Raw genomic sequence first — 23,528 nt, forward strand, 5'->3', positions numbered from 1 at the left:
ACTAAGGCCGGGATCGTCACGCGAATTTTCAATCCCCAGAGGGGAATGGAAACAGTGCGCCGGTGGCTGGACAACCGCCGCGAGCGAAGGCAGCCTTGCCCAAACAGGGAGACGGGCATGTCCTTCAAAGTCATCGACGGCGGTGGACCGAGCAAGGAAGAACGCGACAAAGCTCAGGCGCAAGAGGACCAGGCACGCAGGCGCGAGTGGGCAAAGGGCGACCTCTCATGGGCCGTCCGGGAGTGCGCGGCCAACATGCTCAGAATCATCCGTGGAGCAGGCAAGCCTCATGAGCTGCTGCTCCAGATGAAGAAGGTCATCGATAGTGCCGTCAAATTTCAGGAAGTGCACGGCTACTGGCCAGATGATGTGATCGCCGGGGAATTGCATCTAGACGACGAGAGGCAAAAGATCCTTGAACGGTGCCGTGCTGGCGACTTAAGTCAGGCAGCCATCGACCGCTGGCGCGCCGACGGGACGTTTGATGAAATGTCGGCCGAGTACATCACCTTCTGCGGTGCGTTGCAGATTATCGCGTCGCGCATGATTGGACAGAAGACGCAGGAGAGTGCAGGCGATAGCGAGTTTCACCGCGGTCTTCGGGAGCTGGAAGAGGTTCGAGAAGTGCGGCGGCGGAGGGTCCTCGAGGAAATGCGCGCTAGTCGCGCCGCCCCCCCTCGCCGCAAGACCGGCAAGAAGCGCAAGCTGAAGCCGCGCACCCCACCGGGAGGAGTTGTGCTGTAGGCGAGATTTCCACACCCACGACCGGCAGTAGCCCGGCGCCATTCCGACCTACTGGGAATCGTCAATTTGACTCAGCTCTGGTCAGGCCATTCTTGGCGGGATGCCTCGCCCGACCGGACGCATCACCCCCGCCCTGCCAGATGGCCGCCCGGTCAAGATTACCCTTGGCCAGATGCGCGAGACCGGCGCGCGCGGCGTCATCGTGTTCTGCGAGGACTACCGCTGTAGCCATAACGTGAAGCTGGCGCCGGACGTGGTCGATCAATGGCCGGATGAACTCCGCATCTCCGATCTGGAGCCTCGATTCGTCTGTGGGGTCTGCGGCAGGCGAGGCGCCATCGTCCGGAGTGATGATCCACCGCCTCGGATGGGAACGGGATAGCTCGGTGGATAAGAAAAGTCGGCGCTGTCAACCAATCTCGGCAAGCGGCAGCATACCCTATCCCCGATTCGGACCTGACTGCGATGCCAGCGAGCGCAAGTGCAACCAAAGACGACATTGCGCGAAAGGCGAAGCAACTCGTCGACCTTCACCACGAAACCAGCCTTGTGATCACGATCCTAAGGTTTGCGCGGAGTGGACACGCCACGGACGTGATGGTTGAGCAAGCGATTGCGCTGGTCGAGCGGCATATCGCCGTCGCCCGCGATCAGGGGGACGACGGTATGCTCAGGTCGGCGGTCGATCTCAAGGCAGGTCTTGAGGAAGCGCTCAAAAATGGCGTCGATTCGTTGCGATCGAAGTTAGGTCCCACCAACGAAGCACTTAAGGTTGAAGAGCCGTTGGCGCGTGCACGGCGGGCACTTGGACATGAAATACGTCGCCAGCACCGGTGTGCAGGTGGAATTGTCGATATCTTCGATCTGACGGCGGATGAACTGATCGAGTGCAAGTTCCGAGGGTCGAGCGCGGCCCTCGGTGAAGCGGCAGGACAGCTAAAGCGCTACTCGAAATCGTTTCCGGGAACGTCATTGAGCATTGCTGTCCGCAGCATCGAACCTGAGGCGAGTTGGCTTGCCGATGTTCTGCGCCGTCAGGGTATCGCCATCATCGAAATCGAGCCTGGCTGAAGAAGGCCAGGGTCTATACGGTGATCCGCTGAATTGAGAATCGCCTATAGCTCGGCGGCAATTGCGGCTGAGGATAGATCCATGAAATTGATAAGCGAGCGTCCCTACTCCGATCCAGAGGCCGCGGCGCGCAAGCTGATCGAGCTCGCCATGGGCATCGAGGCGGTTCAGGACGGCCGCATTCATATCGAAAAGATCAACGCGCCGTTCCTCTCGAAGCTCAAGGCATCAGGCCCAGAGTTCGGTGCCGGCATCAAGCATGCGATCAATCAGGGCTGGCTCGAGCTTCATGAGAGCGGGACTTACGTGCGGCTATTGACGCCCGGGAGCCTTCTCGGAGGCTGACAACCCGTAAATTTCCCAAGTTCTAGCGCGTGAGCTGGCGCGTCCTCATCCATTGGTCGGACTCGACACCGTGGGGCGGCCCATGGTTGCATCCCACGTTTCATAAAACCATGGGGGGGGGACCAAATGAGAATTATCGCACTCGCCTTCGCGCTTGCACTCGTCGCGACCGCAGCTCAGGCGCAATACACCAGCGGCACCGGCTCCAATCCGAATAGCCACACCACTTCGGGCTACACCAGGAGCAACGGCACCTACGTGCAGCCCTACACCGCTACGAACCCCAACGGCACCCAGAGGGATAATTACGGCACGTCGGGCAACTACAATCCAAACAACGGAACGTTCGGCACGCGCACGCCGCGGTACTGAGTCCGATGTCCGTGTACCGGCTGGCGCCCATCAACATCAGAGCAAACGACGAGAAATGGGCAGCCTCCAACCTCAAGGAAGCAGTCTGGGTCGAAGCGGCAGACGAGATGGCCGCACGCCATTTCGTCGAGAGTGCCACTTTGAGGATGGTTGATTTCAAGCCGGGGCGACCATTGATCTTCTCGCCTTGGCTCGATGATGTTGTGACGTCGTGTCACCGCGATCTGGAGGCCGAGACTGTCCCACCAGGACATCTTCGCACCCAGGCCGGGAAGCTGGTCGCCCTTCCCGCGGTCTGACTTACGATATGGGTATTATTGAAAGCTACGTCTCGGGCTTGAGAGGTACCCATTCCGCAAGCAGGGCTTTTGCGACCTCGCGATGCTTGGGCTTTCCATTAAATGCAAGCCGATTCAGTCTGGCATAAACATCATCTGGATCAGCAAAATAAGCTATATACTGCGCGTGGATCGGGTGATGCACGCCAGTGTTTGAACTATTTGCCCACCCCTTGAATGTTCCGACGGCCTTCAAAAACTCGGCGTGGGTTTTTGTTGCTTCCAGGAAACGCGCTTTTACGTCCGCCTGATCGCCTAGCTGAGCCCAGCAGAAAAGCGGATTCAGCGGCGCGGGCAACTCGAAGATCTCTTTCATGCCAATATGTTCGAAGCGCCCAATCGTTACAGCAATCGCCTCCTGGAAATCGTTCTCCGTCACCCATGCATTCTCGGGATTGCTGCGGTGTCCTTCTGGCTTCCCAAGTGCGAAGCCTTGATCGCGCATTATGAACGAGAGCCAGCTAAGACTTGCGCCATCCTTGAGCACCTGGATCAGATTCGAAGGGGAGTTTTTGCGCAAAAGAAATCTAGATGTTTCCCAGATTGCGTTGCGTCCTTCGGTGTCGTTGAAGCCTGTCGTCCGCTCAACATCGTCCATCGTTTCAGTGAATGCGTAAAATAGTCCGGCGGATTCCTCTTTATCGTAGCCAACGGGTTCATCCATTAGGCGGTCCAACAGAACTCCAAGAAAGTGACCGGGGCGCTCATGTGGGCGCGCGAGCATACTGCGGATCAAGCTCGCTGCGGCGTCTGGGTTACTCTTGCAGGCCGCTCGAAGTTCAAACAGCTCGCTGTCTTTCACAGCATAAGTGGGCAATGCGAATGCGAAGTATCCTCGCCAATGTGACGGACTACCCAGCCGCCTTCCGCGTTCGAAATACTCAAGTTCACCTTGTTCGAATTTGAAGACATCAAAATCGGCACCCTCCCGCGAGTATCGAAGCTGCTTCAGACCAGGAAGAATTTCGTCCAGCCCCGACAAAAACAGCCGCTCATGCCAACCGAAACGTTCGAGAAGGGTAAGAAGCCCCTTGCCTGCCGTTGCGGACTCGGCATCACCCGGGCGGCCTCGATCCCGATAACTTCCAACATTTTGAACATAATTCTGAACCCAGGCATAGAAATCGGGCCACTTCAACTTAACTAGCTGTAGCCAAACGAAGTCGCAGAAGTCGGACCCTTTCGGTACTTCCGGCCAAGCAAGCTGCACTGCTTGGTGAAGTCGAACTACGTCTCGGGGGGTGTTCAAAAGCGCCCCACCCCATCGGTCGAAAACGACCTCAAGACGATATTGCGCCTCGTTATCTTGCGCGTTCATCTCGGTCTGAAAAGAGTTGCGCAGAAGCCGCTTCAAGTAGCGCCGTAGCGCGAATGGTTCTTGCGGTGGGATATGAACCACATCCTGGAAAATCCTTTCCAGGTACTCTCTCCCATTGCTTATGCTGAGAGCGGTCTCAACTTGCTTCGACAAGATTCGGCCGTCGAAACACACCACATACGACACCAACGGGAAGTCCGCGGCCTTCCGCGCGAGACGCAATACTTCAACGGCTTCGGCAACGTCGAGACGATCGGTATCGTCGATGATAACTGTGAACCGAAGCTTTGGGCGCTGCTTCTGAAGCGCGTGCAATTCGGCGACGATCCTTGCTTTGAGGGCATCAAGCGTCTCTGCGCGACCAAAAAGAGCTGAGAACCAGCCCGCCGTCTTGAGGCCGGTCGCGGCAAGAGCCGTGCTACCGGTAGGATCGATGGACGCGGCGCCGGCAACCGGCGCAGCCAGCGAACCGAGGTAACCGCCATACTTCCGGATCATCTTTGGAAGTCGGCTGCCGCGCCACCATGCAAACCATCTTTGATAGTGCCACCACCTCCATTGGTTCGGTGAAACTCTATCCACTTCCGAAGCAAATTGACCAAGAAAGGATGCGATCAACGCACTCCTTTCTCCGACCAGCCAAGGTTCGAATCGGATCACAACATGATCCTCACAATTGCGTAGATTTTCAGCGACGAAATTTGAGAATGTCGATTTCCCACTACCCCAAGCGCCCTCAATGCCCATCGTATAGCCGCCAGACGGGATCCGATTTGCGAGTATCGAAGAAAGACCCGCGACCATTTCGCGGAGACCGAACTCGTCATGCTCAAGCATTTCGAGTGGACTATCGCCCCTCACAACATGTCCTAGGTCGGTGATGCTCATTTTCCCTCAACTAGCAAGACTTGATCAGTGGGCAACCAAACATCAAACCATCCCTAGGCAGAGATGGTCAGCGGTGTGAACGTTCTGGGGGGTGCTGGCCGAGCCCCAGCGGAGACTGGCCCTAAATTTGACTTTGGTCGTAGTCCCCAGGCCAGCTCCTTTCAGGCAAAGCCCTCCACAGCGAGCCATTTTTAAGGTACTACTAGGCGTTGATAAAACCCAGGGGGAAGCCATGGCAAAGCAATCGAGTCCCAAGCTGTCCACGCTCGCGTCGAAAATCCTCTCAGGAGAGAAGAAGCCGACCCTCACAGACGCGAAAAAGCTCGCAGCATCTGTTTTAAGCCAGGACGAGACCAAGGGGCAGAAGCCTAAAAAGACGAAATGAAGAAGAGCGAAGCCGAGCCGGCCATAAGGTCTCTTGCCACCACATGGTTCGACACACTGCCCGCCGGAAAGCGCGAGCATCCGAGTTGGTATGCGTTCAAGGACTGGCTATCGGCTAACAACTACGGTCACTATCTGAACTTTAGATCCCGCATTAGTGCCGATTACGACGCCGAGATGTGGTTTGACGACGAGTTAGGCCAAAACTGGCGAAGGTGAAAATATGAAGAGACTAGCTGCGCTACTTTTCCTCACCGCGAGCGGCGCCCATGCTGAGACCGTGGAGGTAAAGTATAGAGGCTCGGTCGATCTAAAGCCATTTGCCTGCCAAGCTATCACCAAGAGCAGCTTCATAAACCGTGTCTGCTACGATGCAACCGAACAGTACATGGTGATCTTGCTCAAGGACACTTATTACCACTACTGCGAGATACCCAAATCAACGGTCGATGCGCTTCTCTCGGCCGATTCTCTTGGCAGCTATTATAATGCTAACATCAAAGGCACCGGCAAAGACGGTCCTTACGACTGCCGGACACACAAGGTTCCGGTATACCGATGAGTGCATCGGATCAGGCAGACGAGAGCCGTCCCAGTGTGCTCATTGACAACAGCGGACAGCCGATAAAGCTTTCAGGACTACAATTGAATGGCGTGTCCGCAGAAGCTGCGCGCAACGGGGATACGGTTAAAGTTTGGACCCGCCTCTGCCTGACGTCGGATGATCGGCTCTTCCATCGGGTTGCAGACGGGTTGAACGGCCATATTGAACACGTGGCTCGACGGGCTGGCAAAGCCGTGAACCTTAAGCACGCGCACACTGTATTGCTTGTCATTCATCCAGACAACACGGGAGATTTGTGGGTCGATACGGCGGCGGTCGCTCTGCGGATTATGCCAAAGCGCGATTTGGTTGCCGGTGGCATCGTGTTCGAAAGTGACATCGCTGATGTGACTGAGATGGCTTTTCCGCTCGTCCCGATTGGAAAGGAAGATCGCGCTGTTTGCATCTTTCGCGAGGGATGGCGGTTCGGCTTATTTTTTGATTTCAATCCAGCCGGCGATTTTTCCGTCCAAGATATGCAGCGCGATCTGGGCACGATGCACCGCCGTCTTAGGTACCGCGATCTTTACGACGCCCTCGCCGACACCGCGATATTCTCGCGGCTTTTCGACACCGGATGGTTCCCGTTTGTGGAGATCATAGGACCTGAATTTCGCCTCTTTGCCGATTGTTCCGAGGCCGGTTTTGACCTGAAGGATGAGGAAGCGCAACTCATCTCAAAATTCGACTCTGAGCGATTAGAGCACATGTTTAAACGCTGGATGGCAAAACCCCATTTTGCGGGGAAAGAGCCGCTTCTGAGATCGGCCCTTAGGGCTTTCCTGGCTGGAGAGGCAGTCCCAGTCATCAAGATCGTTTTGACTGAGATCGAGGGTATCCTCGCAGACGCTTATCGTGCCGTCCACGGAAAAGGAGCCAAGGTCCAGATCCTCTTGGATTTTGCAATTGCTTCCGCCGAACAGAAGGCAGGTCAACCGGACACGCTATTGTTTCCCGCTGCCTTTGCACATTATTTGAAGTCACAAACATTCGCGAACTTCGACCCCGAGGCCGGTGTCGGAAAGGCGACGTCCAGGCATGCCGTGGGTCATGGCGCCGCAGTCGCTGAAAGCTATACTCTTGTGCGCGCACTACAGGCGCTACTTACTCTCGATCAGTTGGCGTTCTATACCTAGTCAAAAGCCGGAGTGATGTAGCCGACGCGAGCTAACTGCTCTGACTTTCGATAATCAGGGTTATTGAAGGTTAGAAACTTGAGCCGCCGAGCGCGCCTTACACCGTGACGTACATGCAGATCTCCCGCGCTGCCCTTTACGACCTTGTCTGGAAGTCGCCGCTCAGCAAGACGGCACCCCAATTCGGCATATCTGCGACATCCTTGGCCGCGATATGCAGAACACACAACATCCCATATCCAGGATCTCTGTACTGGACGATGAAGGCGATGGGGCGTCCTGTCGAGGTTCAGCCGCTGCCGGCTGCCTCAGGTGAACCGACTTCCCAAATCACCATCGAGCCGGCGAAGCCGCGAAAAAGCCGGTCAAATAAGCGTATCGTCGAGGAGCGGCAGAGCGCCGTGGATCGAAACGAGCCCCTCACCAGAACGGCACGTCACGTCAAAGACCATCCGATCATCAATAATTGGATTGCCGAACGCGAGAGGCAGCGCAGGGAGGCGTCGGCAAGTCGCAACGAATGGGCTATTAAGAATGCGCCGGGTCCTATTACGGAAGTCGACAGGCGGCGATATTCTCTATTGAGCGTTCTCTTGAATGAGATCGAAGCAAAGGGCGGCCGGATTTCCACCTCGCCGAAAGGCAATCTGGAGGCTCGCATAGAGGGTGAGACTGTAGAGTTTCAGATCAGAGAAAAACAGCGACAATCGAGAGTGACTACCAGCTTCGCGGGTCGCTCGTTCTCCAAAGTGGAACTAGTTGGGACCGGCAAGCTGGCGTTTCTGGTTCTCACCTATTGGCCGGGGCACCACAGCACCGAATGGCGCGAGACAAACTCAGTCGTCTTGGATTCCAGGCTACCAGAGATGGTGGCTCGCATATTCGAAGGTGCGAAGGCCCTGAAGGCTTGGCATTTGCAACGCCAAACCGAGGAAGAACAGCGCAGAAAAGCCGCAGCCGAACGGGTAGAAAGACAGCGCCAGGCCGAGATTGAGGGGAAATATCGTCAGAAGCTGATTGAACTGGCAACGGATTGGCAGACTGCAACTATCGTCCGCGACCTCGTCGCAGTGTTAAGGTCGAATGAAGGTGTTCAAAATCAGGATGTGTCAGGCAAGTCCGTTGCGGAGTGGCTCGCATGGGCCGACCAAGTCGCGAACGACCTGGATGCAACACGGAACGGAGCCGCGGCCTTCTTCTCTATGATCAAACCGCAAAGCTCCTGATGCATGAGCCAACGTTCGACGAGTTCACGCAGGCGGCCCGCCACCGGCGGNCCGCCATTCCGTGCAGCCGCTACCCCTTCGTTGAACAGCCGGTACCACTCCCCTTCCAGCTCTCGGACTTTTTCGGTCAGAAGTGAGACCGCAAACGTCGCGAGTTCGGCGTCCTCTGTATCCGGTGCTTCGACGCAAATCCCATTCTCGTACCTCAAATCACCGATGGCTTTTTGCAATTGAAGCTCAGCTAGTCGCGCCATCCTCGTTAGGTCGCAAATGTCGGATTCAAGTCCTCGGAACGCTTGCGCAAGCCCTTCCCCTTCCCGTGCTTTCAGAAGCTCCATTTGATCGCGGTCGATTGACTGCTTGGCGGACAGCGGAACGGCGGACTGAAGAAATCTATTGGCCTTCGCCAATAGGGAGATTTCCCACGGTTCGATGCTCTCGAATCCTTCGACGTTTTCCCGGATGACATCCAACAACGACAGCGCGCCTTCCGAGGTAGAAGGTGACAGCGCCTTAAGTGCATCTTGACAGGCTGCAAACTCTTTGCGGGAAGCCTCTGCTCGCCGAGTAAGCACCTCTAGGTCGGCTCGCTTATCCCACGCCTTGCCTGCTTGGATGGCGGCGCGATATCGCTTGCGCGCCGCGTTGTATTCCTCCTCCACCATTTGGGGATCCTCGCCGGCTGCGAGAAGCCGCTCGCGCATTGCCTCGATCTCGCTGCCGCCTATCGCCGAATAGTTGCGCCAAGCGATCAACGCAGCAGGCCTATGACCATGAATGTCGGATACCTTCTCATGCGCATCGTCAAGCTCGATGGACACCTGCTGTAACGCTGCCTTAGCGCATCGATAGCGGTCTACAACGTCAATTTCCGGCACTCTGGACGCCGCCAAAGTGGGGGCAGCGGTCGGCGAGGCGATGGCAGTTGAAATAGCAGTCATCATGTTCATGGTTGGATTCTCTCTCATTGAGGTTTCCTGGCAATCACCAGCGAGGCGTAACCATTCGACGGCCGGCGTGAACCGGTGCCTCCTCCGGTCTCACGATAAAGAAGGCTCATCGAGGCCCATCGTCAGGGCAACCGTGACGTTTTCGAGCAGGAAGTGGTGCCAGCTCCTTGTAATATTTCGGGCGTCGCCGCTCTCCAGAGCCCTGGGCCAGCTGTGCCCATCCTTGTCGTGTGTGAGCGCATAGTTGAGGAGTGCGAGCAGCCCTTGCCGCGTGGTGGGGCGAATGTCGCACAGTGCGCACGCTGCATCCGTCTCTGCATCAAAAGCCGAGAGCAGCGCGCGTTCACTCGCGATCCAGCGGGGATCATCGGTATCGACAATGAACTCGTCCTCCCAAGGGTTAACCTCCGACTGGCGCTTCTCCAGTGGAATCTCTGACTCCAGCGCAGAGTGGCGACCAACTTCCTTGCTGAGCTGCTCGCAAACTTGCCTATGGGTCTCTATCGCAGCGAGGATAGGATCCGCCCCCGCAGCACTGACACCCGCCTGCGGGATTGCTGTGCCGGTGACCGCGGCGCTAACCAACATGTTCATGACTGACCTCCTGCTGATCTGTGCCCCGCGCTCAGGAATGTTTGAGCAAGGGGTTAGTTCTGACTTTGCTTGTCCGGGCTGACATGCGTCCAGCCGGCTTTCCAGATGTAAGAAAGGCGTTGAAAATTGTCCGGCGCCGGTGGCGCCCTTAACTACCGCGTTGCTCATGCTGTTTCTCGAGATTGCGGGGTTGATGGGTTAACTGAGCACCGCCCGTGCTCGGTCTGTGACAGACGGGAAGCCTACGGTTGCTTCACCTCCTTTCGCGCATGCCAACCAAACAGTTGGGGCCAAAGAGGATCGAAGTGCTCACAGAGCGCCTCAAATGCCGCCTGCGCTGCACTTTCGATCAACTCGATATGAAGGCGCGGCCAAACCGCTGTCGCCTGGACTTGGGGCGTCCAATGGCTTGACGAGAAGCCCTGTCTCACGCCTTCGATCGTTTCGTGGAAATAGCCCTCGCACTGTCCGATAGTGCCAAAGCGGAGGGCGAGCACGCCGATCTCGCGTTGCTGCTCTGGTGTTAGACGCTCCCACGCCTTGACGGCATCAAACGAAGCCAGCTCATGAAACGTGGGCAACCGATCCGAAAGAGAAATTTCCGGCTCGGCTGCGGCAAGCTCTTCAGGAGCCGCACCGCCACGGCGGACGCCAATAATTGTCCGCGCATTCCAGATAGCCGCGCGCTTACGTTCACCCTTCTGCAAGAGAACATCGACCATGCCGCGCGGTGTTTTGGCGCCAACGCTGACACTCAATACGACTTCTCCCGAGCCAGTCACGTCACCACGCAGAAGGTGGCGCGCCGGGACCTTGACGAGTGAGTTTTGGTTGGAGGGGGCGAGCATGTTGGTAGCTCCTCAGAAGGCCGAACGGCGCACGCCATCGGCATGGATGCCAAAGGCCGACACGAATGTGGTTTCGACGGTCAGACCGCTGCGCTGGCGCCAAGCTGTCACCTGCATCGCCACGTGATCGCGATAGAGTTTGGAGGCCTGACGGATGTAGCGGGGAGCGCAGGAGCCGAAAGTCCGCATCGCCTCGCGGCGAACCAGCGCCTCATAGACCTCGCGGTTGAGCTTGCCAGTGGCCGGGTCGGTGAGGTTCGCCACCGTGAGGATTGCATTGCTAGTTGCCATCGCCGCCTCCATGTGGTTAATACCCATCCCGATAGGTATAAACACTAATTGGTTCCAATGGTGATGTCAACCAGTTTATTGGGTATAAAACCTATTTTTGTGAGTTCAGCCCACAGGGAAATCTGATGCTGTCGACTGGAAATCAGCTACGTGCCGCGCGCGCCTTAGCGGACATGGATCAGGGCACGCTGGCTGAAGCGGCGGGAGTCAACGTCAACACCATCCGCAATATGGAAGCTTCCAAGGACGAGACGATCAAAGCGAACAATCAGACGGTCGTCGCTGTGCAGAAGGCTCTAGAACAAGCCGGTATCGAGTTTTTGAATCACGGCCAGCCAGGCGTGAGATTAAAAGCCAAGTAGTCCTGCCTTGCTGAATGTCGAAGACGCCGAGCCCCCCTTACTTTGAGGGCCTTCTTGCCCCCTCGCCGAGCCCCTACGACTTCTGTTGGCGCAGCCACCGCGCCCATTGAAAGCCGAACTCTTTCGAATTAGATTCTGATCACTCGCCGATTTGGTCGGGCCGTGATGGTCCACTTCGTCGTGCAGTCTTACCCCTGATGCGGCTTGGGCTCCGCAGGTACGACAGCACGGATCGGTCCCATGGCGGGTGCCATCAAAACCCTCAAGCTCTTGTTGACCGCTGCGTGCCTGGCGCTCTGTGCCGGCACGTGGCTGCTCTCGCCGGCCATCGCTGCCGGCACAGTCCCGGGCTTCAATCTCACACCACAATTCGACTTGACCGGTAAGGCCGCGCCAGGATGCCGGCTATTTGTTATTCAAGCTGGTACGACGGCGACGCCCCAGAATGCTTATTCGGACTCCGGCCTGACGCAGGTCCTGCCGAACCCGTTGACGTGCGATGCCGCGGCTCGCTTGCCCCAATGGTTCGTATCCGATGGGCTCATCAAGCTTCGCCTGACGGACAAAAACGGCGCTCAGATCTTCACTGGCGACAATCTTTTGGTTGTCGGTCCGAGCGGTGGCGGTGGCGGTGGCGGTGGCACGATCGACCCGACGACCATTTTCCAGACCGGCGCCTTCATGCAGTTTTACGGCACCGGGATCTTAACCGGCTGGGTTCGCTGCAATGGCCGAACTATCGGCAATGCAACTTCTGGAGCGACGGAGCGCGCGAACAACGATATCCAGGCTCTCTTTCAATACCTGTGGTTCGCCGATACGAATCTGGCGGTTGTCGGGGGCCGTGGCGCATCTGCAAACGCCGATTGGGTAGCCGGAAAGCAACTGACATTGCCGGATTGTCGCGGTCGCGTCGTTGCCAATCTCGACGACATGGGCAACAGCACGGCAGGACGGCTGACGCCGTCCTATTTCGGTGCAAGTGGAACGGTGCTCGGCGCTGTAGGCGGCGCCGAAAATCAGACGTTGACCATCGCCCAGATGCCTTCGCACTTTCACTCCGCGAGCATCTACGACCCGGGCCACGTACACGGATATACTTATCCGACCAATTCAGGGAACACGGGCGGCGGCGGTGCATTCGGCAACATTCCCGGGACTACGGTTACCAGCTCTGCAGTGACAGGCGTGCGCGTTAACAGCTCCAACGGCCTGGACACGACGTACAGCACCGGCGGCGGAGGCGCTCATCCCATCGTTCAGCCGACCATTCTCGCCACAACCTACATCAAGATGTGAGGACACATGATCACCTTGACCATCACATCTGGGAGCGGCGAGCGGTTCGTGGTCCGCTTTCAGAGCAAGACAGGCGTCAATGCTGACGGTTCGATCGTATGGGCCGACAGCGATGTCACCACCGAAGTCGGGCAGTCTCAGCGGTACGGCTTGGACGAGAATTTTCGCCTGGCCATTGAGGCTACCCCGGCACCGGAGAGTGCCAATGGCTGAATCCGACTATATGCCGTACTTGATCGCGAATAGCGGTAAGACGGACGCCAATTTCTTATCCGGCGCCGACAGCATCTTGAAGTCGTACCGCGAGGGAAAGGACTTCGCGTATCAGCAGAAATTGCGCGGCGCCTTCAGCGATGAGAACGGCGGTATCCCTCGCGATCCCAAAACGGGAGATGTTGATTGGGGCAAGGCATACGAACGCCTTGTGCAAATCGGCGGGGTTGGAGCCATCGACCAGGCTGCGAAGCTCGCCGAAACTGGCTTCCAACAGGACCGCTATCGGAACGCCCCCTCGGTTCAATCGATTCTGCAGCCCCCATCGCAGCCAACGCAGAATTTACCGCCATCTGCATCGCGCAACGCGCCGGCCGTTGTGGCGCCGCCGCTCGCGCGAGGGGGAATTGTACCCTCGTCTGGCGCACCACAAGGCGCGCCCGCTCCTGCCGTTGCACCATCTGGACCGGTTGCTGCGGCACCCGACGGATCTTGGCGGGGCGGTGATGCCAAGGGATCGTTGATCGGGTTTTTGTCGGCCAACGGCGTGCCCGAACAAGATCAGGGTGCCGCGGCGAACATACTCGGAGGTCAACTTGCAGCGGTCACTGGTCGGCGGATCGACCCGAATGCTCCGCTGGACATGAACAATCCCCAGGTTCGGCAAGTGCTGGGGAATTTCGTGCGCAGCAATGGCCGCGGACCGCTGGTGCAGACGGCTGCGGGGCCGTCGGTATCCGCCCCGACCGCTCAGCCCCCGATCACCGCACCGTCGCTGCCTGGTCCGGCGCCAGCGGTCGCCCGGCCGCCGATGGCGATGCCGCCCGCCTCCTCCGCAGCGCCGGCTGACCCGACGCTGGGCGGCCTGATCCCCGCCGGCTATCCAGACCCCGCTGCCTACGTGCAGCGGCTGGAAGCCGTCGCAGGCAGCGGTCGCGTCCTGCCCGACCAGCTCAAGGTTTTGCAGGGACGCATCGAGGCCATCCACAAAGCGTTGGAGCCGACACCAGACATGAAGAATGCCCGGGCGGCCGGCATGTCCGTGCGCGAATACATCGACCGCAATGACAACGCGAACACAGAGCGTGCAATTCTGAGCGGCAGCATTCTGCCGAAGCTCGACAAGTCCCAAGACACCGCGTCGGCAGCTCGCGATGAAATCCTGGCCATCCACCGTTCGCGAGAACAGCTCGACGCGCCTGGTGGCATCTTTTCCGGGACGGCAGCAGATACACGCCTGAAGCTGGCGAAGGTTGCAGAGTTCATGGGCGTCCCGAACGCGGACAAGATCGCGAACACTGAAGCTTTCGGTAGCGCCATCGGCTCTCGGACGCTTTCACTGGTGAAGGGCCTTGGTGCCGGCGCCGGAATTTCCAACGCTGACCGCGACTTTGCCGCGGCGATGGCAGGCGGCAACATCAAGTTGGACGAAAAGTCGATCCGCCGCATTCTCGATATCGGCGAGCGGGCCGCTCGAGCTCGAATTGATCAGCACAACAATCTTGCTGAGCGCACGTTGAACTCGTCCGATGCTCTTAAGGACTACGGGACGGTCTATCGTGTCGAGCAGCCCGGCCAGTACCAGCCGCGCCAGCAGGCTATGCCCGCCCCGCGGGCCGGGGCTGTCTTCAACGGCTTCAAATATCTCGGCGGAGACCCGAAGGACCAACGGTCGTGGGGGCGCATCTGATGGCTAATCCCTGGGAGATGAACTGGGCGCCGGCATCCTCGGAAGCCCCCTCCTCGTCTGCGGAAACGCCACCTTGGGAGATGGACTGGTCAGCGCCTCAGGATCCGCGGACGCCCAAGACCAGCACCAGCGAAGCAGTCCTGGAAGGCGCGCTGACGGGCGCCGGTGCAGGCTGGCGAGACGAGGTTTATGGCGCCTCGAAAGCATCGGGGCTGCCGGAATGGATGGGAGGATTCCGCGCACCGTTTGGTGCCGCCAGGCTTGCCGCGGAACATTTCAGCCGAGAGCCCGGCGAAGCTACGAAAACCTACGACGAAGCCGTGGCCAGAATCCGCGAGCGTCAAAGGAACGCCGCGGAAGATCATCCGATTGCGTACAACGCCTCGCAGATCGGCGGCTCGTTCCTGCCGGCAAGCAAGATCGTGAAAGGCGTCGGGACGGGCGCCACCCTTGCTGGGGCGGTCGTTCGTTCCGCCGCAGCCGGCGGCATCATCGGCGGGATAACAGGCGCCGGCGACGCCAACGGCGATCTCACCGACCGGGCGATTGGCGCCGCCGAGGGCGCGCCCGTCGGTGTTGTACTTGGCGGTGCCGCTCCCGTCGTCGGGCATGCTGTCGGCAAAGGCATCAGCGCTGTGATGAACCGCGAGGGCACGGCCGGCACCGCGGCCGGAAAGGTGCTGAACGCACTGGAGCGTGACGGCGTGACACCAGCAAATCTGCAAAGTCGGCTTGATGCGATCGGCCCCCAGGCAATGATTGCAGACGTCGGTCCAAACGCGATGCAGCAGGCTGCCGTGATCGCAGCATCTCCCGGCGCTGGTCAGCAAACTATCCGCGCGGCAATTGAAGCACGTAATGCTGGTGCGTCGGGACGTGTGACAAATGCCGTCAACGGGGTCATGGGCGGGCCGGTCAATTACGGGCAGATCGAGAGCTCCATCATTCAGCGGCGTAGCAACGCAGCTCGGCCTCTCTACGACCAAGCCTATCAGATACCCCTGCCCCCGATCCCGGAGGTTCAGGAGGTTCTGAATACACCCACCGGCCGAGCCGCAGCGGCACGGGCCGCGCGCCTGTCCAGGGACGAAGGAATCCCGTTTGATCCCAACTCCGTGCGCGGCGTCGATCTTATCAAGCGCACGCTGGATGACGTCGTTTCAATGGGCCAGCGGACCGGCCGCAACAACGAGGCTCGGATCATTGCAAACTTGCGGGATCGGCTCGTCAGTGCAGTTGATAATCAGGTCCCCGAATACGCCATGGCCCGCGATGCCTATGCCGGCGAAAGCGCAATACGCGACGCGCTGCAGGCGGGTCGCAACCTCTTCAGTGACAGTCTTTCGCCTCAGCAAATTGGGGATCAGCTCGTTGGTATGACAGCCGGCGAGCGAGATGCATTCCTGCAGGGCGCGCGGGCGCAGATACAGACGATCATGGGCACCGCTCGGAACGATTCTTCGCGGGTGCGTCAGCTTCTACAGAAGGGGTTTAACCAGGAAAAGCTCGAGATGGTGCTGGGACCGCAGGCCGCCAACGATCTCATGCGACAGGTTGGCTTTGAAACGACCGCGGCAAATACCTCGCATCGCGTGATTGGTAACAGCGAGACCGCTGCCCGCGTCGCCGGTCGGGAGGATCTCACGCCGGGCAGCTCCGGCCTGGGTATCAGGGATAGTTTCGCAGCCGGCGGTATGATGGGAGCAGCCCGCGGTGTCGGGCTCAAGCTCATGGATCGCGCGATTGAGGCCGTGCAGACCGGCCGTCAGCGAGCAATCGAAGGTGCAATGGCAGACATCCTCACCCTACAAGGTCCGGATAGGCAGCGGGCGATTGATGCCGTTATCCGCGCGGCCCAGCAGCGCGATCGCTCCGGTACGCTTGCCCGGCAGGTTCGTAACCTAGCATCGGGCGCGGCTCTGTCTGGAAGCGCTCCGTATGATCGGCCTGTGGGTGCGGCCGCTCTTGATCTGATTGGGGCGCAGTGAGCCGATGAACGCCATAGTACCACTCGGCATAGAACAGACCGGCGATGAACCCTGCTGGAAGGCAAATCATCACCAAGTATGGATCCCAGTGCAGATAGAGGCCGCCTGCGAGGCAGGCCGCCAAGAATAGCAGGCCGGCAACGCGCAAAATCGTGCCGCCCTTCCTTGAGGCGAAAAGCCAGATCACGATCGCCCAGAATACGACCGTGAAGGCAATTCCAACTGCAAGCGTCGCATTTTCGGTCAATTTTCACAGCCGAGCAGGATCAGATGTCGCACACCCTAGCCGAAGCCCGGACTCCGGAACAGAGCGAAGAATTGCCGCCGCCGTTCATGAGAGCGCTGGAGAGCGGCTGGACCGACTTCTGGACCCCTCCGAAGCCAGAAGGCAGCTACGCGGCGAATGTCGCACTGGGTGAATCGTACGCCGAGATGGCCGTAATGCACGCCCGGGCTCGAAACGACCCCCTGGTGCTGGAGCTGATTGTCAGCACGATCACGTCCAAGGCCGCCAGCGGAAAGCTCGCTATTGGGCCGATTGAGCTCGGTTTCTTTCACAAACTATCGTCGCTCGCTTACGTGGGGTCGTTGAATTGACGGGCAAGAGTTCCAGACAGCAGGGCCGTTCGACTAGGTTTAAACCCGGCCAAAGCGGAAACCCGGCAGGCAAGCCGCGCGGCACCCGCAACACGACTACCATCGCGCTAGAGGCGCTGCTCGATGGTCAGGCGAAGGCATTGACGCAAAAGGCCATCGATCTTGCACTGGCGGGCGACATTCCTGCCCTCCGCATCTGCCTCGATCGCATCATGCCGCCTCGGAAGGATCGGCCCGTGACCTTCGCGCTGCCGCCTATCAACACGGCGCACGATGCGGCGAAGGTGTCTTCAGCGGTGCTGTCAGCAGTGGCCGCGGGCGAACTCACCCCTTCGGAGGCCGGAGAGATCAGTAAACTCATCGACACTTGGGTGAAGGCCTATGAGACCGCTGAACTGACGGAGCGGCTCGAGCGGCTGGAAAGGATGACCAGTCAATGATTGGACGAAATCTCAAAACACGGGTCACCAAACTTGAAGATCGCCGAAAAGCTACGAACCGCCTGCCCTACGTCTATCACGTGAGTGAACCTGCAACGGCGGACGAATTGGCAGCTATCGAGGCAGCCAAATCAGCCGGACATTGCTTCATGGTTGGCCCGTGGCCCTGCGCGACGGTCGAAGAGTGGATCGCGATCTACGGCCGGCCGGAGATCCTGCAATGAAAGCCCGTAATCTCGAATCCCGGATCATTAAGCTAGAAGGCCGCGCGAGGCACGCGGGCGAGATGCTGCTGATTTGGAGCAGACCAAATGAAAGAGCCGAGGCGGTTCTCGAAAAACATCGCCACCTCTTCGATCCGTTCGATCGTGTGGGTATCGCGCCCTGGCCCGCGGTCGACGAGCCGCCAGCACCTGCTTGGTATGGCAATTTCCCCATAGGAATCTCAGAACGAGAGCGGACCGCGCTCGGCAAGCTACTTCAAGAGGCCGCCGGACAAGCGACCGATCAACTTGAATACAAGCGATTGTCAGAATGGAGCGACGCCGACCTTTGGTATGAGTTGTTGAGAGCAGATCGGAGAGCCGGCCATGAGATCCGCCATTAGGCGCCGCCTCATTGCGATCGAGCGCCAGCGAAAAGACAACCGCCGGCGAGTCCATATCCTCAAGGTCGCGAGCCAGGATGACGGATCACGCCAGATCGCTGTCATGCTGGCCTCGGGCGCCGCCGAGGCCGATGATGGATTTTTGTGCCTCTCAGGTCAGCAGTTGACAATAGCGACCGACGTCCGAGTCTAATGTCCAGCCCCACACGACAGTGCTACTGGCTAGAGAACGGCACCGTCCGGCGGCGGAATATTGGGCCACCGCTCCGCGATGGACTGGCAGGCCGCCTTCATGTTCGCGAACATGCTCACCGCGGCGCCCAACGCAGGGTAAGTCTCGCCGGTGTGGCAATCGATCGTGACGCAGAGCGCCTTTTCAGGCTCAGCCCCATCTTCGTCCGCGTGCTCACCAAGCATGCCGAGAATGGCCGCCGATTGCCATCCCGCGGTCGCCTCGCTGAGCCCTTTCCCCTTTGCGTACCGGAGCATCACTGCACCGCGCTTCAGCTTGTTGGTCTTGGTTTTGCGGCGCAGCAACAGGTCCGGCGAGAATCTGATATTGACGCCATTCACGGGGATCACCGGGAAACTTTTGCCCGGCAAAATCTCCGCCTCCGGCAATTCGACCTTCGCCAAAACAGAACTGAACTGCTTCACGTAGTCGGCGTTTGTCTCATTCGTCAACGCGTCAAAGTCGTCCGTGGCGATCTTGTTTCGGATCGATTCAGCTTTGTCCTTAAGGACTTGCGGGTCTGTCTCATGCTTGCGCAGAGCGCTTGCAACGGTGATCCGAGCCTCCCGGTGCTGGAGCAACCTGGCGATGGGCCGAAACTTGCAACCCTCAATGATCGAACGGCGCTTCCTCTCGGAAGCAGCCATGTAGTCGGCAAGATTCCGGACGTCAATTTCCGGTGCCTTGACCTCAACGTGAGTCTTTTTGGTCACGATCCCCTCCGTGGAGAATAAGCATGTCGGATTTCTATTTCAGCGCAGACATCGGAAACGACACCATCCTCTGCATCGCCCCGATAACTGATCGGCGGCTTGAGCTTTCCGGAGAGACCATCGACGACAAGAGCGGCTACTTTCTCTTCGAGACGAAAGGCGGTGCAGAACCCAGCGAGGTTCAGATTCTTGCCCGCGTCACCTCGGAAGAAGCGGCTCTGCGGCTCAAGCGAATGCTTTCGCTCGAATGATCCATTTCGCAATCATTTGACTTGGTGGCTGGCCGCAACTTGGCAAGGAAGTTGCGGCCAAAATTTTTACACCTAAAGCACGTTAAGAACGCGATTTTCCTATTGCATTCCAGCGAATCGATCAGCGCTCGCGCCGGCTATTTCGGTCCGCGCGGCCCGTTCGAGGAGTAGTCTTCATCTTCTGCTGGCCTGGGCTGGGGGGCGCCGTGGCGCGACATGCCCAACGCGAGGATGGCTTCGGGGCCATACTGAACGAGGCGCGGGAAGCGCTTCACGGTAGCCAGCGCGGACGCCGCGACCGCCAGCCACTTGCGGGCAAGCTCATCCATCTTCGCATCCCAGCGGCCCTGACGTGCAGCCAGGTCGTCTTCGTAGATGCGCGCCTGATCCTGATGCACCTTGTAAGCGTCAGCGGCGGCCTTCTGAGCCGTAACCGCCTCGTCGTACTCCTTCTGCGCCTCCGCCATGCGCTGCTTGTGAACCTTAGCGCCGACCGTTGGCGCCCCCGGCGCCCCCAGCATTCTGCTGATCTGGCTGCTTGCCTCCAACACAGCAACGTTGCACTTGCCGAGCTGGGACCTGAGCTCATCGCCTTCAGCGCGGATGCCTTCGAGCATCATGCTGACAGCGGGGCGCTGATTGGCATATTTCGTAACGCGACCGTCGAGCCAGCGGCGTGCCGCCAGCTCGACGTTGCGGAAAAACTTGGCGAATACCGCCGCGGTACCAAAACAGAGCGCTTGGGCATCGGCCAGGAGCCGATCCAACGCGCCGGTTTCGGCATCTACGATGCCGAGAGCTTCGACAAAAAGCTGTTCAGCTCGGCCATCTCCGGGGCGTCCGGGTTCGCGGGATCCACCGGGTTGAGCTGCAGCATCAGGGACAAGCGCAGTCCCTTCTGCATCAACAGCACCCCGCGGTTGATCGAGTCCAACGTGCTCTGCAGCTTCTGCACCGCGTTCATCGACCGCGCGCGCATTTCCTCGTCCGTCATAGTTCTTCTCCACAATATTGATGATGGAATGACGCGGTACGCCCGGGAGGCAGCGCGTCAACAGATTGACGAAGTCGCTGTCATCGGGACCGTTGAAAACCGCCCACGCGGGCGACTTTCCACGATTAGTGACGCGCAGCTCGAGGCCGATATCAGCGAGCTTCGCGGTAAAGGTCGGATGATCATCGGAGGCGTAAAAGGCCTGCTTCACGGCTTTGCTGATCGCGCGCAAATCGATCCCAGCAGCACGTGCCGGCTGTTCGATCTCCAAGGGAGAAGTGCGACCTTCGGGCTGTGCGTCCGGAGCGTGCGCCGCCTCGATCTTGTCGGCAACGTCGTGCTTACCCTCGCTGCGGAGTTGAGCGATGACCGCAGGCGTGAAACGCCCCTTAAGAATATGCGGACCATCCCAGCCGCGTGCCTCGGCTTCCCGCGAAACGCGCTCGCACTTGGCGTGGCTCATCCGCCATCCGGGGCTCACCTTGCCCGTAATGGGATCTACGTATGACACGCAAATATGCCAGTGACGCAGGCTCCCCCCGTTTTTCCGGTCTTCGGGACGCTTAACGTGTTCAAAAACGACGCAGCGGAGCTGTGCGAAGCCGAACACCATCGCTATCAGGGGTAGCAGGAAGGTGAAGAAATCAGCGCGGGACATGTCCCAGTTCGGCGCCACGATGAACTGCATCATCGAATACTTTTTGCCGCCTCCGCGCGCCTGATTGACCATATCGATCAGATCACGCGGGCTGCCCTGGATGCATTCTGCGATCTCGTTGTCGTCGGCATTCAGGAGGTGCTGCACGGCATGGTTGGCGCCGCTCACAGTCGCGGCCAGCCGATTGGAGATGATCATGGGCAGTGCGGTCGTAGATATGAACGCGGACGTGTCATAGCAATCCTCGATGAGGTCGCCTTCCGTCATGCGGGCGTGCACGAACATCTACATGGACTCCAGGAGATCGTTGATGATGTCCAGCGCGTCCTCGATGCGGAGGTTCTTCATGTCCGCCGTGCGCACGTGCGTCGCGAGGTTGAGGGCCGAGCGCACCTTGAGCAACTCATCCTTCAGGGCCGTGCCGAACAGGATGTCCGCGGCAGCCGCACCTGCGGCCAAGCGGATGTATTCGGAGAGCGTCATGCCGTTCTTGCGGGCACGGCGATGCCAAGCAGCAACTTGGCGCGGATCAGCGCGCAAGCGGATCAGTTCGGACTTGATCATTACTTGCTTGTTAGCTGAGGGGGTTCGGGGGTGTTCTTGCACCGCCCGGCTGTTGGCGTGTGGCCCTTGTGGTCACAAACGCCATGCCTTGATGTCCTCAACTTCTCCTTTCTGTAGCCTCATGCTGGCTCAGGTCGGAGTTTCACGAAACAGCTTTGAAAGCGGGGAATTTTGCGATTTTCGAAGGCTCGCTGCACAAGGGTTTGTCAACAAGGTTTGCGCGTCACTCATCGAAATTCCAGACGAAGTTGCGACCTGATCGCCACGCAGCGCGCAGAGAGTTTGATGACACAACAATCACTTACGACCAACGCATGATCGATATGATGGCAACTTGTACCAGTTGGTCCGTGTAGCTACAGCCCGACCATTCCGGCGGCGTTCTTGCGCAGCAGCTCCGCGTCCTGGATGTAGCCGCTCGTCGTCTCATATTTTTTGTGCCGTAGCTGGCGCTGTATCAAGTGGCCTGCGACTTCGTGCACCGCTGCCGATGTGGCGAGGCCGCTGCGCAACGAGTGGCCGGCGAAGCGCCTTGCTGTGGCGGCTGCCTCGGATTTGGCCGCACCGTTAGCGATTTCTCCGGCCACGATGGCGCGCTTGATGACGAGCGCCACCGAATGATCGCAGAGAGCGTCACCGCCGAGGGTTCCATGGCGGTTGATTGAGCGAAACGCCGGGCCTTCCGTGATCCCAGCCGCTTGCAGCCAAGCCCGGTAAGCCCGCACAGGGCAGGTGCTTGGGTTCGAGCCGAATGGGATACCGATCCTCTGCCCCGCGCCTTCCTGATCCCCTTTCGATCGGGCGAGGTGAACAGTCAGGCCGTCGGCACCTTCCTCGATCCAGTTTGCGCCATCACGCGGCGAAACTTCCACCGCAGCCAGTTCGGTCCGCCGCATCGCTCCAGCAAATCCGACCAGTAGCAGCGCACGGTCCCGGATGCCGGTCAAGCTGTCCGGCAACGCATTGACGGCATTCCGCAGCGCAGGCGTGAGAAACGCGGCCTTTTTTACTGGCGGCCGGCCGTGGGTGCGCCTGACGCCAGCCCATACTTTACGGAATGCGCCGCCGCTGAGATCCAGGTGATGGCCTGCCTGCTTGTGCATGTCCTGGATGGCGCTGATACGACGTCTCTGCGTCGTCACCGCTACCTTGCCGGCGGTATCGATGATCCACGCCGTGACCGTCGCGGGCGATGCCGGGAGGGCTTCCACCTGCTGCACCCGGCACCAGTCCGTGAATACCAACCAGTCGGAGGCGTAGGCTTTCCTGGTGTTGTCGCTCTGGCTGGCCTCGGCATAGGAGGCCGCCTTCTGAGCAATCTCGGAGGGATTGACCAGTGTTCCGGTCGGGGTGACAGGAACGGGAAGCTGGTGACCGTCGGTCATGACCTAGCTTTCAATAAATACCATTATCGTAAGCTTGAAATATAGACGAATCACAGAATGGGTGCAAGGGTGCATTTACGCAAGCACCCGTTTCGTGCTTTACTGAGCCGGCTGGTCCGGCATGGGGCCATCCATGGCGAAAAAGACCAACGCGAAATCGAGCGGCAAGAGCAGCAGCGGCATGAAATACGTTCAGACCCGCCTCACCCAGGATTCATGGCGCGAACTTCAGACTTTGCGCATCGAAAAAGGCGAGTCGCTGCAAAGCCTTATTGTTGAGGCCCTGAACGATCTCATGGCCAAGAACGGAAAGAAGCGCAGCATCGTCGGCGCCAACGACGACGAGGCCTAACAGCTCGGTACGGCTAGGGTAGCTCCCGAAAAGCTGGTCCGCACCAGCCTGCCGTACCGTCACCTTGCGGATGC

At 59.0% G+C, this 23,528-nt stretch carries 29 protein-coding genes; 21 read left to right on the forward strand and 8 right to left on the reverse strand.

Annotated features, from left to right (window positions below; all coding sequences use genetic code 11):
- The first annotated feature begins 117 nt into the window (after positions 1-117).
- The 5 genes from AOQ71_RS31800 (at position 118) to AOQ71_RS31825 (ending at position 2,831) form a co-directional block, all read left to right on the forward strand.
- On the forward strand, positions 118-744 hold the full coding sequence (locus tag AOQ71_RS31800) for a hypothetical protein (protein ID WP_162268432.1): 627 nt from the start codon (positions 118-120) through the stop codon (positions 742-744).
- Between the two features lie 465 nt (positions 745-1,209).
- On the forward strand, positions 1,210-1,815 hold the full coding sequence (locus tag AOQ71_RS31810; RefSeq protein ID WP_057755470.1) for a hypothetical protein: 606 nt from the start codon (positions 1,210-1,212) through the stop codon (positions 1,813-1,815).
- A gap of 81 nt (positions 1,816-1,896) precedes the next feature.
- Positions 1,897-2,160: a hypothetical protein gene (locus AOQ71_RS31815; protein ID WP_057755473.1), complete on the forward strand. Its 264-nt coding sequence runs from the start codon at positions 1,897-1,899 to the stop codon at positions 2,158-2,160.
- 126 nt (positions 2,161-2,286) lie between these two features.
- Positions 2,287-2,532 carry a hypothetical protein gene (locus tag AOQ71_RS31820; protein WP_057755477.1) on the forward strand — a complete coding sequence of 82 codons (246 nt, stop codon included), beginning with the start codon at positions 2,287-2,289 and terminating at the stop codon, positions 2,530-2,532.
- An 11-nt stretch (positions 2,533-2,543) separates the two neighbouring features.
- Positions 2,544-2,831 carry a hypothetical protein gene (locus AOQ71_RS31825; protein ID WP_157083722.1) on the forward strand — a complete coding sequence of 96 codons (288 nt, stop codon included), beginning with the start codon at positions 2,544-2,546 and terminating at the stop codon, positions 2,829-2,831.
- A 25-nt stretch (positions 2,832-2,856) separates the two neighbouring features.
- On the opposite strand, the gene AOQ71_RS31830 is transcribed toward AOQ71_RS31825, so the two are convergent.
- Positions 2,857-5,076 carry a KAP family P-loop NTPase fold protein gene (locus AOQ71_RS31830; protein WP_083514631.1) on the reverse strand — a complete coding sequence of 740 codons (2,220 nt, stop codon included), beginning with the start codon at positions 5,074-5,076 and terminating at the stop codon, positions 2,857-2,859.
- Positions 5,077-5,308: 232 nt separating this feature from the next.
- On the opposite strand from AOQ71_RS31830, the gene AOQ71_RS46090 reads away from it, so the two are divergent.
- The 5 genes from AOQ71_RS46090 (at position 5,309) to AOQ71_RS46095 (ending at position 8,426) form a co-directional block, all read left to right on the forward strand.
- Positions 5,309-5,461, forward strand: a complete 153-nt coding sequence (locus tag AOQ71_RS46090) for a hypothetical protein (protein WP_162268433.1) — start codon at positions 5,309-5,311, stop codon at positions 5,459-5,461.
- Positions 5,458-5,679 (forward strand): hypothetical protein, encoded by a 222-nt coding sequence (locus AOQ71_RS31840; protein ID WP_057755489.1) that lies wholly within the window; start codon positions 5,458-5,460, stop codon positions 5,677-5,679. The genes AOQ71_RS46090 and AOQ71_RS31840 overlap by 4 nt, the downstream gene beginning before the upstream one ends.
- 4 nt (positions 5,680-5,683) lie before the next feature.
- Positions 5,684-6,022, forward strand: coding sequence for a KTSC domain-containing protein (locus AOQ71_RS31845; protein WP_057755492.1), 339 nt, complete (start codon positions 5,684-5,686; stop codon positions 6,020-6,022).
- A gap of 35 nt (positions 6,023-6,057) precedes the next feature.
- The gene (locus AOQ71_RS46710; RefSeq protein ID WP_205668278.1) at positions 6,058-7,200 is read left to right on the forward strand and encodes a hypothetical protein; all 1,143 of its coding nucleotides are present in this window, start codon (positions 6,058-6,060) and stop codon (positions 7,198-7,200) included.
- Between the two features lie 269 nt (positions 7,201-7,469).
- Complete coding sequence (locus AOQ71_RS46095; protein WP_205668279.1) at positions 7,470-8,426, forward strand: hypothetical protein; 957 nt, start codon at positions 7,470-7,472, stop codon at positions 8,424-8,426.
- A 1,040-nt stretch (positions 8,427-9,466) separates the two neighbouring features.
- Here the strand turns inward: AOQ71_RS46095 and AOQ71_RS31860 are convergent.
- The 3 genes from AOQ71_RS31860 to AOQ71_RS31870 form a co-directional block, all read right to left on the reverse strand.
- Positions 9,467-9,970, reverse strand: a complete 504-nt coding sequence (locus tag AOQ71_RS31860; RefSeq protein ID WP_057755502.1) for a hypothetical protein — start codon at positions 9,968-9,970, stop codon at positions 9,467-9,469.
- A 242-nt stretch (positions 9,971-10,212) separates the two neighbouring features.
- Positions 10,213-10,818, reverse strand: coding sequence for a hypothetical protein (locus AOQ71_RS31865; RefSeq protein WP_057755505.1), 606 nt, complete (start codon positions 10,816-10,818; stop codon positions 10,213-10,215).
- A 12-nt stretch (positions 10,819-10,830) separates the two neighbouring features.
- The gene (locus tag AOQ71_RS31870; RefSeq protein ID WP_157083723.1) at positions 10,831-11,109 is read right to left on the reverse strand and encodes a hypothetical protein; all 279 of its coding nucleotides are present in this window, start codon (positions 11,107-11,109) and stop codon (positions 10,831-10,833) included.
- A 125-nt stretch (positions 11,110-11,234) separates the two neighbouring features.
- Between AOQ71_RS31870 and AOQ71_RS31875 the strand changes: the two genes are divergently transcribed.
- From AOQ71_RS31875 to AOQ71_RS31915, 9 genes are all read left to right on the forward strand, one after another.
- A complete protein-coding gene (locus AOQ71_RS31875; protein ID WP_057755513.1) occupies positions 11,235-11,471 on the forward strand; it encodes a helix-turn-helix domain-containing protein in 237 nt (78 codons plus the stop codon).
- Between the two features lie 240 nt (positions 11,472-11,711).
- Complete coding sequence (locus AOQ71_RS31880) at positions 11,712-12,770, forward strand: hypothetical protein (RefSeq protein ID WP_057755516.1); 1,059 nt, start codon at positions 11,712-11,714, stop codon at positions 12,768-12,770.
- A 6-nt stretch (positions 12,771-12,776) separates the two neighbouring features.
- Positions 12,777-12,983 carry a hypothetical protein gene (locus AOQ71_RS31885; protein ID WP_057755519.1) on the forward strand — a complete coding sequence of 69 codons (207 nt, stop codon included), beginning with the start codon at positions 12,777-12,779 and terminating at the stop codon, positions 12,981-12,983.
- A complete protein-coding gene (locus AOQ71_RS31895; protein ID WP_157083724.1) occupies positions 12,976-14,673 on the forward strand; it encodes a hypothetical protein in 1,698 nt (565 codons plus the stop codon). Before AOQ71_RS31885 ends, AOQ71_RS31895 begins: the two co-directional genes overlap by 8 nt.
- The gene (locus AOQ71_RS31900) at positions 14,673-16,661 is read left to right on the forward strand and encodes a hypothetical protein (RefSeq protein ID WP_157083725.1); all 1,989 of its coding nucleotides are present in this window, start codon (positions 14,673-14,675) and stop codon (positions 16,659-16,661) included. The genes AOQ71_RS31895 and AOQ71_RS31900 overlap by 1 nt, the downstream gene beginning before the upstream one ends.
- Before the next feature lie 270 nt (positions 16,662-16,931).
- Positions 16,932-17,258 (forward strand): hypothetical protein, encoded by a 327-nt coding sequence (locus AOQ71_RS31905; RefSeq protein WP_057755533.1) that lies wholly within the window; start codon positions 16,932-16,934, stop codon positions 17,256-17,258.
- The gene (locus AOQ71_RS31910) at positions 17,255-17,698 is read left to right on the forward strand and encodes a DUF5681 domain-containing protein (protein ID WP_057755535.1); all 444 of its coding nucleotides are present in this window, start codon (positions 17,255-17,257) and stop codon (positions 17,696-17,698) included. Before AOQ71_RS31905 ends, AOQ71_RS31910 begins: the two co-directional genes overlap by 4 nt.
- Complete coding sequence (locus AOQ71_RS45540) at positions 17,695-17,922, forward strand: hypothetical protein (RefSeq protein ID WP_128925772.1); 228 nt, start codon at positions 17,695-17,697, stop codon at positions 17,920-17,922. Before AOQ71_RS31910 ends, AOQ71_RS45540 begins: the two co-directional genes overlap by 4 nt.
- The gene (locus AOQ71_RS31915) at positions 17,919-18,305 is read left to right on the forward strand and encodes a hypothetical protein (protein WP_057755537.1); all 387 of its coding nucleotides are present in this window, start codon (positions 17,919-17,921) and stop codon (positions 18,303-18,305) included. The genes AOQ71_RS45540 and AOQ71_RS31915 overlap by 4 nt, the downstream gene beginning before the upstream one ends.
- 222 nt (positions 18,306-18,527) lie before the next feature.
- Here the strand turns inward: AOQ71_RS31915 and AOQ71_RS31925 are convergent, their stop codons facing one another.
- Positions 18,528-19,250: a hypothetical protein gene (locus AOQ71_RS31925; RefSeq protein ID WP_057755543.1), complete on the reverse strand. Its 723-nt coding sequence runs from the start codon at positions 19,248-19,250 to the stop codon at positions 18,528-18,530.
- Positions 19,251-19,273: 23 nt separating this feature from the next.
- Here AOQ71_RS31925 and AOQ71_RS31930 point away from each other — a divergent pair, with 23 nt between their 5' ends.
- Complete coding sequence (locus tag AOQ71_RS31930; RefSeq protein WP_057755545.1) at positions 19,274-19,501, forward strand: hypothetical protein; 228 nt, start codon at positions 19,274-19,276, stop codon at positions 19,499-19,501.
- 137 nt (positions 19,502-19,638) lie between these two features.
- Here AOQ71_RS31930 and AOQ71_RS31935 read toward each other — a convergent pair whose 3' ends face one another.
- The 3 genes from AOQ71_RS31935 to AOQ71_RS31945 all read right to left on the reverse strand — a co-directional run bounded on the left by AOQ71_RS31935 (position 19,639) and on the right by AOQ71_RS31945 (position 23,102).
- Positions 19,639-21,438 carry a hypothetical protein gene (locus AOQ71_RS31935; RefSeq protein ID WP_057755546.1) on the reverse strand — a complete coding sequence of 600 codons (1,800 nt, stop codon included), beginning with the start codon at positions 21,436-21,438 and terminating at the stop codon, positions 19,639-19,641.
- Positions 21,439-21,717, reverse strand: coding sequence for a hypothetical protein (locus AOQ71_RS31940; RefSeq protein WP_057755548.1), 279 nt, complete (start codon positions 21,715-21,717; stop codon positions 21,439-21,441).
- A 356-nt stretch (positions 21,718-22,073) separates the two neighbouring features.
- A complete protein-coding gene (locus AOQ71_RS31945; RefSeq protein ID WP_083514632.1) occupies positions 22,074-23,102 on the reverse strand; it encodes a site-specific integrase in 1,029 nt (342 codons plus the stop codon).
- A 133-nt stretch (positions 23,103-23,235) separates the two neighbouring features.
- Between AOQ71_RS31945 and AOQ71_RS31950 the strand changes: the two genes are divergently transcribed.
- Positions 23,236-23,454 carry a ribbon-helix-helix domain-containing protein gene (locus tag AOQ71_RS31950; protein WP_057755550.1) on the forward strand — a complete coding sequence of 73 codons (219 nt, stop codon included), beginning with the start codon at positions 23,236-23,238 and terminating at the stop codon, positions 23,452-23,454.
- The last annotated feature ends 74 nt before the right edge of the window (positions 23,455-23,528 follow it).

Origin of the sequence: Bradyrhizobium manausense (assembly GCF_001440035.1) — a bacterium.
GTDB classification, from domain to species: domain Bacteria; phylum Pseudomonadota; class Alphaproteobacteria; order Rhizobiales; family Xanthobacteraceae; genus Bradyrhizobium; species Bradyrhizobium manausense.

What these genes read in the sequence shown, in the direction of transcription:
- AOQ71_RS31800 (WP_162268432.1), top strand. Translation starts at nt 118, where the DNA reads ATGTCCTTCAAAGTCATCGACGGCGGTGGACCGAGCAAGGAAGAACGC.
- AOQ71_RS31810 (WP_057755470.1), top strand. Translation starts at nt 1,210, where the DNA reads ATGCCAGCGAGCGCAAGTGCAACCAAAGACGACATTGCGCGAAAGGCG.
- AOQ71_RS31815 (WP_057755473.1), top strand. Translation starts at nt 1,897, where the DNA reads ATGAAATTGATAAGCGAGCGTCCCTACTCCGATCCAGAGGCCGCGGCG.
- AOQ71_RS31820 (WP_057755477.1), top strand. Translation starts at nt 2,287, where the DNA reads ATGAGAATTATCGCACTCGCCTTCGCGCTTGCACTCGTCGCGACCGCA.
- AOQ71_RS31830 (WP_083514631.1), bottom strand. Translation starts at nt 5,076, where the DNA reads ATGAGCATCACCGACCTAGGACATGTTGTGAGGGGCGATAGTCCACTC.
- AOQ71_RS46090 (WP_162268433.1), top strand. Translation starts at nt 5,309, where the DNA reads ATGGCAAAGCAATCGAGTCCCAAGCTGTCCACGCTCGCGTCGAAAATC.
- AOQ71_RS31840 (WP_057755489.1), top strand. Translation starts at nt 5,458, where the DNA reads ATGAAGAAGAGCGAAGCCGAGCCGGCCATAAGGTCTCTTGCCACCACA.
- AOQ71_RS31845 (WP_057755492.1), top strand. Translation starts at nt 5,684, where the DNA reads ATGAAGAGACTAGCTGCGCTACTTTTCCTCACCGCGAGCGGCGCCCAT.
- AOQ71_RS46095 (WP_205668279.1), top strand. Translation starts at nt 7,470, where the DNA reads ATGGGGCGTCCTGTCGAGGTTCAGCCGCTGCCGGCTGCCTCAGGTGAA.
- AOQ71_RS31860 (WP_057755502.1), bottom strand. Translation starts at nt 9,970, where the DNA reads ATGAACATGTTGGTTAGCGCCGCGGTCACCGGCACAGCAATCCCGCAG.
- AOQ71_RS31865 (WP_057755505.1), bottom strand. Translation starts at nt 10,818, where the DNA reads ATGCTCGCCCCCTCCAACCAAAACTCACTCGTCAAGGTCCCGGCGCGC.
- AOQ71_RS31870 (WP_157083723.1), bottom strand. Translation starts at nt 11,109, where the DNA reads ATGGCAACTAGCAATGCAATCCTCACGGTGGCGAACCTCACCGACCCG.
- AOQ71_RS31875 (WP_057755513.1), top strand. Translation starts at nt 11,235, where the DNA reads ATGCTGTCGACTGGAAATCAGCTACGTGCCGCGCGCGCCTTAGCGGAC.
- AOQ71_RS31880 (WP_057755516.1), top strand. Translation starts at nt 11,712, where the DNA reads ATGGCGGGTGCCATCAAAACCCTCAAGCTCTTGTTGACCGCTGCGTGC.
- AOQ71_RS31885 (WP_057755519.1), top strand. Translation starts at nt 12,777, where the DNA reads ATGATCACCTTGACCATCACATCTGGGAGCGGCGAGCGGTTCGTGGTC.
- AOQ71_RS31895 (WP_157083724.1), top strand. Translation starts at nt 12,976, where the DNA reads ATGGCTGAATCCGACTATATGCCGTACTTGATCGCGAATAGCGGTAAG.
- AOQ71_RS31900 (WP_157083725.1), top strand. Translation starts at nt 14,673, where the DNA reads ATGGCTAATCCCTGGGAGATGAACTGGGCGCCGGCATCCTCGGAAGCC.
- AOQ71_RS31905 (WP_057755533.1), top strand. Translation starts at nt 16,932, where the DNA reads ATGTCGCACACCCTAGCCGAAGCCCGGACTCCGGAACAGAGCGAAGAA.
- AOQ71_RS45540 (WP_128925772.1), top strand. Translation starts at nt 17,695, where the DNA reads ATGATTGGACGAAATCTCAAAACACGGGTCACCAAACTTGAAGATCGC.
- AOQ71_RS31915 (WP_057755537.1), top strand. Translation starts at nt 17,919, where the DNA reads ATGAAAGCCCGTAATCTCGAATCCCGGATCATTAAGCTAGAAGGCCGC.
- AOQ71_RS31930 (WP_057755545.1), top strand. Translation starts at nt 19,274, where the DNA reads ATGTCGGATTTCTATTTCAGCGCAGACATCGGAAACGACACCATCCTC.
- AOQ71_RS31935 (WP_057755546.1), bottom strand. Translation starts at nt 21,438, where the DNA reads ATGTTCGTGCACGCCCGCATGACGGAAGGCGACCTCATCGAGGATTGC.
- AOQ71_RS31940 (WP_057755548.1), bottom strand. Translation starts at nt 21,717, where the DNA reads ATGATCAAGTCCGAACTGATCCGCTTGCGCGCTGATCCGCGCCAAGTT.
- AOQ71_RS31945 (WP_083514632.1), bottom strand. Translation starts at nt 23,102, where the DNA reads ATGACCGACGGTCACCAGCTTCCCGTTCCTGTCACCCCGACCGGAACA.
- AOQ71_RS31950 (WP_057755550.1), top strand. Translation starts at nt 23,236, where the DNA reads ATGGCGAAAAAGACCAACGCGAAATCGAGCGGCAAGAGCAGCAGCGGC.